Origin of the sequence: Zoogloea sp. (assembly GCF_017302315.1) — a bacterium.
In the GTDB taxonomy this organism is placed as follows: Bacteria; Pseudomonadota; Gammaproteobacteria; order Burkholderiales; family Rhodocyclaceae; genus Zoogloea.
Window position 1 is genome coordinate 25,371 of sequence record NZ_JAFLDT010000045.1, and the last position, 8,728, is coordinate 34,098.

The 8,728-nt window shown below is 63.5% G+C and carries 6 protein-coding genes and 1 tRNA gene; 2 read left to right on the forward strand and 5 right to left on the reverse strand.

Annotated features, from left to right (window positions below):
* Positions 1 to 18 precede the first annotated feature (18 nt).
* Together J0L98_RS13825 and J0L98_RS13830 are read left to right on the forward strand one after the other, a co-directional pair.
* Positions 19 to 3,831 (forward strand): PilC/PilY family type IV pilus protein, encoded by a 3,813-nt coding sequence (locus J0L98_RS13825; RefSeq protein ID WP_296412353.1) that lies wholly within the window; start codon positions 19 to 21, stop codon positions 3,829 to 3,831.
* Between the two features lie 69 nt (positions 3,832 to 3,900).
* A tRNA-Thr gene (locus J0L98_RS13830) sits at positions 3,901 to 3,976 on the forward strand.
* Positions 3,977 to 4,103: 127 nt separating this feature from the next.
* On the opposite strand, the gene tal is transcribed toward J0L98_RS13830, so the two are convergent.
* From tal to gspK, 5 genes are all read right to left on the reverse strand, one after another.
* Complete coding sequence (gene tal / locus J0L98_RS13835) at positions 4,104 to 5,183, reverse strand: transaldolase (RefSeq protein ID WP_296412354.1); 1,080 nt, start codon at positions 5,181 to 5,183, stop codon at positions 4,104 to 4,106.
* An 81-nt stretch (positions 5,184 to 5,264) separates the two neighbouring features.
* A complete protein-coding gene (gene gspN / locus J0L98_RS13840; RefSeq protein ID WP_296412355.1) occupies positions 5,265 to 6,017 on the reverse strand; it encodes a type II secretion system protein N in 753 nt (250 codons plus the stop codon).
* A gap of 6 nt (positions 6,018 to 6,023) precedes the next feature.
* A complete protein-coding gene (gspM, locus tag J0L98_RS13845; protein ID WP_296412356.1) occupies positions 6,024 to 6,530 on the reverse strand; it encodes a type II secretion system protein GspM in 507 nt (168 codons plus the stop codon).
* Positions 6,527 to 7,744 (reverse strand): type II secretion system protein GspL, encoded by a 1,218-nt coding sequence (gspL, locus tag J0L98_RS13850; protein ID WP_296412357.1) that lies wholly within the window; start codon positions 7,742 to 7,744, stop codon positions 6,527 to 6,529. Before gspL ends, gspM begins: the two co-directional genes overlap by 4 nt.
* Positions 7,741 to 8,728 (reverse strand): type II secretion system minor pseudopilin GspK (gene gspK, locus J0L98_RS13855; protein ID WP_296412358.1); only part of this gene is annotated, 988 nt, incomplete at its 5' end. The genes gspK and gspL, both read right to left, overlap by 4 nt.

Below are 8,728 nucleotides of genomic sequence, written 5' to 3' on the forward strand. Positions count from 1 at the left end.
TTCTGGGGATATGACGAAATGAACGCATCCACGACCCGGTCCGAGGTGTTGTCCCCTCGCTGGAAGTTCTTTTCCAGGCAGTTGATTGTTGCGGTAGCGGCATGGCACGCAATGCTGCCGGTGGTCCATTCCGCCGAGACCGCGTTGGCCGACGTGCCCATGACCGCCAGTAATGAGGGGGTGCCGGCCAACGTGATGCTGGCGCTGTCGGTGGAGTTCCCCACGGCCCAGAGCCATGCCAACTTCAGCATCGGTGGGACGAGCGGTATTCCTGCGCTGCCGGCCAATTCGACCTCCGACCCCTATTTTGAGCCCTCCAGAAAGTATCTGGGCTACTTCGATCCCACCCGTTGTTACATCTACACCGGTTCGAGTACCAGCGGCTACTTCTACACCTCGGACAACGCCCAGGGGGCCAACTACACCTGTTCCGGCGAGTGGTCTGGAAATTACCTCAACTGGGCGACGATGCACGTTATTGATCTGTTTCGCTGGGGGATGACGGGCGGCGCGCGAGACGAGGATCTGCCGTCGGATTTTTCTGCCGGCAGTCCTACGGGACACACCATTCTAAAAAAGGCCTGGTCGAATGGGCAGGGGGGAAAGAGCAACTTCCCGGATAAATCCCTGAAGTCAGCCTACATATCGCAATACACACCCATTGCCCCTAACGGAACGAAGAACCTGGTGGGTACCGTATTCAACAAGGGGATCAATATCGAGTTCACCTTCAGTGACAACGATTCTTCGGGTGGAATCAGCGCGGGGAGCTATCAGGTCCGGGTGCAGGTGTGTCGGGGCAACGACACGACAAAGCACGAGTACGCCGATCAATCGTATTGCCAGAAATACGAGAATGAGGCCAAGACCAAGCGCGTTTATAAGCCGGTGGGCCTGATCCAGAAGAACATCGAGCGGATGCGTTTTGGCGCGGTGGGTTATCACAACCTGAACAACCAGACTTATGGCTCAGATACGCAGTTGAAGGCGTGGGATGGTGGCGTTCTGAAGGCCCAGATCCGTGACACAAGGGATGAAATCCTTGAGACCGGCGCTTTCCTTTCTGACCCTTTCCCCTCCGACCGGGGAGGGGATGGAGAGGTTTCCCGGACTGGCGCGATCAACTACCTGAACTTGTTCGGTTACAAGGCCAAGAGCTACAAGCGCTATGACAACGTGAGCGAAATGTACGCTGTTGCCTTGCGCTACCTGTTGGGTCCGTCCGGAATCGGGCATGTGCCGAGTTATTCGGTGATACCGTCCGGTGTAACAACTACCCAGCGGGTGGAAATCAAGGATGACTTTCCCGTCATCACCAACTGGCTTGATCCTGTCCTGCCTGCATCCCATGGGGGAAGTTGCCAGAAGCAGTTCATCATCGGCATTGGAGATACCAACACCTGCGGTGACCAGTGCGACAACAACCTTTCGGGGAGTGGCTACACCATGGACTCCCTGGTCGCAGGGGAGCGTTTTGCCGGCCTGACCGTCAAGGACTGGACGAAGAAGATCACCGGCTACAACTTGTCCAATGACTACATTTCCGGCATGGCCTATGCCGCCAACACCGCATCATTGCGCTCAGACTTTCCCGAATCCCGTATCAAGACCTTTTGGGTGGATGCCCTGGAGTATTCCACCATGGCGGCCAACAATCAGTACTTCAAGGCGGCTAAGTACGGTGGCTTTACCGACAAGGATGGCGACGGCGTCCCTGATGCCGGCGAGTGGGATGCGCTTGGACAGACCTACAAGGGCACTGCGCTCCCGGATACCTACTTTCCGGCATCCGATCCGGATCGCCTTCTGTCCGGTTTGAATTCGGCCTTCAATCAGATCAACTCCTTGATTGCCTCGGGAAGCGGCGTGGGTGCGACGGGGTCGGTGATTTCCGACAGCCTGGCTGCGGATGGCTTCTTCCAGACTACCTATAGCTCCCTGTATTGGTCCGGTGATCTCAAAGGCCTGAAGATAGACTCGATTGATGTTGCTACCGGTGACATCAATACGTCCCAAGTCTGGAGCGCCGCCGCAAAACTTGATTCAATGGTGAGTGGTTCCGGTTGGGACTCGACTCGCAAGGTGGTGACCTTGACGCCCAAGGACGGCACTCTCAAAGGTGTTCCCTTCCGGCTAGCCAATCTGTCTGAGGCCCAGAAGACCGCCCTGGGCTCCTCTTCAGAACAGGGAAACGTGCTGAACTACCTCCGGGGTGATACCACCAACCAATCCACCCTCACTGCACGCAAGGCTTATCGTTACCGGGCGTCGGCACTCGGTGACATCGTGGATTCCGGTGCCCTTTACGTCGGCCCGCCGAACCAGGACTATTCGGATGCCTACAACCCGGGTTACTCCACATTCAAGGCCAACAAGGCGTCGCGCAAACCGGTGGTCTACGTGGGTGCCAATGACGGGATGTTCCATGCTTTCGATGCGCAATTGGTGGCGTCGGGGGGCAAGGAGCTGTTTGCCGTGGTTCCCAACGCAGCTTTTCTTGGCCCAGACGAAAAACCTGGAGAGAGCGGCCTTAGGGCGCTGAGCGACAAGTCCTATCTACACCGTTACTACGTGAACGCAACGCCCTTCTCCCGGGATGTGGACTTCAAACGGGCCGGCGGGACGATAGAGTCAAACGCGGCCTCCCACGACTGGAGAACCTTGCTGGTTTTTGGGTTGGGCAAGGGTGGTAGAAGTTACGTTGCCCTGGATATCACCGACACCCCGACGGCCTCGGCGACCGAAACAGACATCGCCGGCAAGGTACTTTGGGAGTTCACCCACGAGGACATGGGCTTCAGCTATGGCCGCGCCAGCATTATCAAGACCCGCAAGTGGGGTTGGGTGGTCATCATTGCCGGCGGCTACAACAACATCCTGGGGACGAGCAAGACCAGTGTTCCGGGCAAAGGCGTGCTGTTTGTGCTTGATCCCAAGACCGGTACCCTTTTGCAGAAGATTTACACCAGCGAGGGCACTGCAGCAAATCCCGCGGGGCTCGCCCATATGACCGGGTATGTTCTGGACTACGGGGACATGACCGTTGACTATGTCTATGCGGGCGACCTGCTGGGTAACATGTGGCGTTTTGACTTCTCCAGCGCCACCAGCGACGTCCCCAACCCGACCACGCCGATTCTCCACCTGCGGGATTCGCTGGGTAAGGCCCAGCCAGTCACAACCGAACCTCGGGTTGATCCGGGGCCTGATCTGGTCCGTTACCTGTTTGTCGGAACAGGCAAGCTCTTGCACACCAACGACCGGAACAACACGCAGCAACAGACCTTCTACGCTCTGCGGGATGGCACGGCGTCGGATCCCTATTCGTCGGCTACGGGTGCTGCCAACCCCCTTCCGAGCGGGGTGACCTTCCCGGTGAAGCGGAGCAACATGGTGCAGGTGAATAGCCTGATCGAAGGTGTCGTGCAGGATTCGTCCAAGCCGATGGGCTGGTTCTATGACCTGACCGGCCTCCGGGGCACCCTAGCCGAGCAGGTGGTGATTAATCCGCAAGTCAACGAAGGGGTCGTGTCCTGGATCGGTACCCTGATGAACCAGGACAAGTGCAACCCCGGCGGCGAGAGTGCGGCCTATGCTGTCAAATATGGCTCAGCCAAGACGACGTTTGCCCAGATCGTGAACAACGTCAGGGTGCCGATTGCCTTTGTGACCCAGAGCTCTGGCTTGGTAGGTTCCAAGCTGGTTCGTTATGGTTCTTCGATCCGTTTGCTGGGTTCTGACGGAAAAGCGGGTGGGCCGGGATTTGTGGGCAGTCAGGTTGGTGGCACCAGCGATCCCCGTGTTCTCAATTGGCGGATCATCGGGCAGTAGGTTGGTGGTCTCTCCTCGGTCATGGTTGCATGAGGAGAGGGGCGCATGTAGAATAGCGGGCTGTTGTTAGCCGCTGTAGCTCAGTCGGTAGAGCAGCGCATTCGTAATGCGAAGGTCACCAGTTCGATTCCGGTCAGCGGCACCAACCGAAACAAAATGCAAAAGGCCAACCCTCAGAGGTTGGCCTTTTGCATTTTTAGCTGACGATCAGATCGGGGATGGGGCAGTGTTTGTTGCCCCCTCCATTCCGGCGTAGGGGCAACCGTGATCAATCAGGCCGTGAGCTCGAGCAGCTTGCCGAAGGCGCTGGCAAATTGGGCCAGGCCTTCCTGCTGGAGCCGCTCGCCCAGTACATCGAGATCAATCCCCAGCTTGCCAAGCGCTGCGATGTGGGCTGCCGAGGCCTCCACTTCCGCACCGATGCTGTTGCCCGTGACCTGGCCGTGGTCGACAAAGGCCGCCAGGGTGGCGTCGGGCAGGGTGTTGACGGTTTCCGGTCCGATGAGGGGTTCGACGTACATCAGGTCGGGGTAGGCCGGGTTCTTGGTGCCGGTGCTGGCCCACAGCATGCTCTGGGGGCGTGCGCCACGGGCGGCGAGGGCGGCAAAACCGGCGCCATGGAAGCGGGCCAGGTAGTGCTGATAGGCCTGACGGGCGAGGGCAACGCCAGCCTTGCCGCGCAGGGCCAGGGCGGCGTCACTGCCCATGTCCTCGAGCAGTTTGTCCACCAGGGTTTCCCAGCGGGACAGGAACACGCTGGCGACCGAACGCACCCTGCTCACATCACCACCCCTGGCGGCCAGGGCTTCCAGGCCACGCTGGTAGGCGCCGGCCACGGCATCCACATGGGCAAGGGAAAACATCAGGGTGACGTTGAGGCTGAGTCCTTCGCCGGTCAGGGTCTCAATGGCCCGGATGCCGGCCGCGGTGGCGGGGATCTTCACCAGCAGGTTGTCCCGGGCCACGGCGGCGCGCAGGCGGCGGGCGGCGGCGGCGGTGCCGGCTTCATCGTCGGCGAGGGCCGGCGAGACTTCGAGGCTCACGTAGCCGGCGTCGCCCTGGCTGGCATCGAATACCGGCCGGATCACGTCGCAGGCGCGCTGGACGTCTTCAATGACCAGGCGTTCGTAGCGCTGCTCGGCGCTCAGGTTCTCGCCGCGCATGGCGTCCAGTGCCGGGCGGTAGTCTTTTCCCTCGGCGATGGCCTTGTGGAAGATCGCCGGGTTGGTGGTCACGCCGGCCACGCCCTGCTCGATATGCCGGGCAAGGTGACCTTCATTGATCAGGGAACGGGAAAGGTTGTCGAGCCAGATTTGCTGGCCGGCAGCGCGAGCGGCTTGGATCGGATTCATGGACGAATAACCTGGATGCGATGAGAGGTGGAATTAATCTGACATTCTGGCGGAATCAGCCGGGGGATGAAAGGAAGTTTGTCAGTGGGGCGGCCACTGGATTTCGAACTGACCAGGCTGGCCGGTGGGCCGGGCGGCACCGGCGGCGATCGACGGCAGACGATTGAGGAACTCGGGTTCTCCCTTGATGCTGCCTTTGAAGCTGGGCGTGCGGCCTGGTGCAGCCTCGCCGCTGCCGTTGGCAATCACGTCGCCGGCAAGGGTGCGCAGCGTGTAGCGGAAGCGTCCTTCCCTGGCCGTGAGCTGAATCTCGTAGTCGCCGAACCGGCGCCCGGGGAAGAGCGCAGCGCGGGCGCCGCGCCATAGCAAGCGGGCTTCACCGCTGCAGGTGCCGGTGAGGGTGCAGTGCCAGACCGGGGCCGTTATGCTCAGGTCACCTTGCCAGCCAGCCCGGGCAACCGGGTTGGGGATCGGCATGAGGGCGGCGTCGGCGGGGGCGTGGAGCGTCAGCTCGGTCACATCCAGCCCCGAGATGCCGGCCTCGATGCGTCCGATCGGCGTGCCACTGCTGGAGAAGGTCCAAGCCGCCGCGAGCCGTGTGAGGGCACCCATGTCAAAATCCCAGGCTACGGGCAACCAGGGCGACAGGCTACGACCGCTTGCGTCACGGCTCGCCAGGATGCCACGGCCCTGCCACAAGGTGCCTTCGGCGCGTTGCAGACGCAGACCCTCGGCGGTGAAGTGGGCCAGCAAACCATCCACCAGGCTGGCCGGGGCCTTGACCACCACAAAGCCCAGGCCCATGGCCAGCAGGAGAAGCAGCTTTCTCAGCATCGCCGCTCAGGGGCTTGTCGGGCTGGCCAGCACCGCATCCACGCTGGCCAGGCTGCCCTGGCGCTGGATCTCCATCCGCAGCACGCGCAGGCCCTGGTCTTTCTGGAGGGTGGCAAGCCAGGCCACCAATGCATCGAAGGGGGCCTGTCCCTTCAGGTGCAGGCCTTCGCCGCCGCCCTGTACGCCAATCTCCAGACCGCGGCTCTTCGCCGACGCCTGAACCGCTGCAAGCAGGGCGGGGCCGTCGGGTCGGGCGGTTTGGGGCGCGGCGCGCAGGCGGCTGATCTCGGTGGCGGCCTCCTGGACCTGGTTCAGGCTGGCTTCGGCGCGAGGCAGCCTGCGTGCCAGGCGTTGCCCTTCCGCGCGGCTCCAGTCGAGCAGGCTGACGGCAGCACCAATTGCCACGACAGTGGCGGCGATCAGCACCAGACGCTGCTCCCGCTGACTGATGGCCTGCCAGCGGCTGTGGAGAGCGGCGATCGGGCCGGATATGGCTTTGCGGGGGGTGCTCATTGTAGATTCTCCTGGCGCAGCAGCAGGTGTGTGGCGCTGCCTTCCTGACGCAGGTTGGCGAGCAGACCACGGCTGGCCAGCAGCCCGACAAGGGCTTCGGCACGGGCGGCGGCGGGGCCGCTCAGGGTCAGGTCGAGGCGGCCTTCCTCGAAACGCAGGGCGGCGATGCCGTCGGCTGCGTCGGTGCCCAGGGCCTCTGCGGCCTGGGACAGCAGGGCCAGGGCGTCGTCATCGCGGAGAAGGCCGTGGCGGGCCCGTTCGCCGTTCAGTTGTTGCCGCATCTGGGCGGCAGGGGCGACCACCGGTGTATTGGGGAAGGCGCTGCGATAGACCCGTTCGATACGCGATTCGAAACCGCCCAGAACATGTCGCTGCCACAGCACCTCACCCACGTTGGTGGCCAGCCAGAGGCCCACTGCTGCCGTGGCCAGCAGGGCGGGCGCACGCAGTCGGCCGATCCACGCCGCACCCTGGTCGTGGCCGGCGAACTCACCGTGGAGCAGGTTGGCGGCCTGGCGCTCGTTTCCCTGCCACCACAGGTAGGGCGCGGCGGGGCGCAGACTAAGGCCACTTTCGGTGGCCGCGGCAGCGAGGTCGAGGGCCGGGCTCCCCGGGGCGGTGTGCAGGTCGATCTGGGCAGGGGCCGCGTTGGCTGCCCGGGCGCTGACGGCCTGCGCAGCCAGCAGTGGAATCAGGATGTCCCGGTCAAGGGCCAGCCCGGCCCCCGTGTCGGTGCGCAGGATGGCGCCCTCGGCGGACAGGCTGAGATGCCAGCCGGCGTCGTCGGCCGGGGCGGTCTGCAGCTCGGCCACGATCCGGCGGGGTACCCGCCCGATGGCCGCGAACTGGGCCACTAGGCTGCGCAGGCGCTCCCGGGAGATGACCAGCACGCCGGCCACGTCGCGCTCCCCGTCATCGGCGGAGCGGCGGTGGCTGAGGGTGAGGTGCTGGGTGTCCGGGTCCTTCAGCAGCCGGTCTTCGAGGGCGTAGCTCAAGAGGCGCGGCAGATCACGGCGGGCGCCGCGGGGCAGCAGCACATCCAGCCACAGGCATTGGGCCCCGGTCAGTACAACGGCGCATTCGTCGGCGGCCGGCCAGTGGCGGGGAGCGGAGTGCCCTTCGGAGAGGGGCTGGCCGTCGGGCCCGAGAAGCACCCAGGCGCATTCGGGGCGGGTCGGCCAGTGTTCGTCGATGGCAAGGAGGAGGCGGGTCATAGCAGTTTCTGCCAAACGATGGTGGACCATTTCTGGCCCGTGGGGCGATACAGGAGGACCTCCATGCGCACCATGGAAACGCCGAAACGGGCGCGACCGGTGGCCAGGAAGTGACGGCTCTGGACGTCCAGCCTGGTGGTGTTGGTAGGGAGGTTGCGGTTCTCGAGCCAGGCGTCAACGCTGGCTACGCTGGTAAACCAGGCCCGGCTGCGTTCGACGGCCAGGATGCGGGCGGTGTCCAGGGGCAGATCGGCAATGGCAGCCGCCAGTACCTCCGGCGGTGCCGTGTTCACATTGATCAGGCTGTCGCTGCCCGGAAGGGCGGCCACGAAGGGAGTCAGACGAGCAACCAGGGCGGGGCTGAAGCCGCGCACCTGGGTCAGCTCACCAACGCTGGCCAGCGGCCCGTTGGCCGGGCTGCGGGGAGGCTGCTGGGTGCTGTACCAGGATGACTCGGCGCCGCCGGGCAGGGTGGGGCTGTCGTTCCGGTCGAGCCAGTCGATCAGGGCGTTGGTGAGATCCAGGGCTTCGGAGTCTCCCACCCCAAGCAACTTCAGCAGACGCAGGAACTGGTCCCGCTCCTGCAGTGTGGGGCCGTCGATCTGGACCAGCTTGTTGAGATTGATGCGACCGGACAGATCCTGCAGCTCGCCGCTGACTTCGCCTTCTTCCACCGGCGTCGGCGGCACCTTGACGGCCCAGGCCTCGCCCAGGTGGTCCACGTTACTGCGGCTGGCATCCTCGGCGAGCACGTTGCGCGCCCAGTCCACGGCACCGCGCGCCAGTTGGCGGGCCTGGGCCTGGTCGTGACGACCGACCACCTGGTCCATGGCCACTCCCAGATCGCCGACAGCCGCGGCGGCGATGCCGTTCGCCGACTCCGGCTGGCCCAGGTCCTCGACGAAATAGTCCTTCCAGAAGACACAGGGACAGCCCTCGTGAGTCAGGATGTAGCCGTAGGCGAGCATCTTGTCATTGACGATG

Coding starts and splice junctions, on each gene's coding strand:
- J0L98_RS13825 (WP_296412353.1), top strand. CDS start 19: ATGAACGCATCCACGACCCGGTCCGAGGTGTTGTCCCCTCGCTGGAAG.
- tal (WP_296412354.1), bottom strand. CDS start 5,183: ATGAATCCGATCCAAGCCGCTCGCGCTGCCGGCCAGCAAATCTGGCTC.
- gspN (WP_296412355.1), bottom strand. CDS start 6,017: ATGCTGAGAAAGCTGCTTCTCCTGCTGGCCATGGGCCTGGGCTTTGTG.
- gspM (WP_296412356.1), bottom strand. CDS start 6,530: ATGAGCACCCCCCGCAAAGCCATATCCGGCCCGATCGCCGCTCTCCAC.
- gspL (WP_296412357.1), bottom strand. CDS start 7,744: ATGACCCGCCTCCTCCTTGCCATCGACGAACACTGGCCGACCCGCCCC.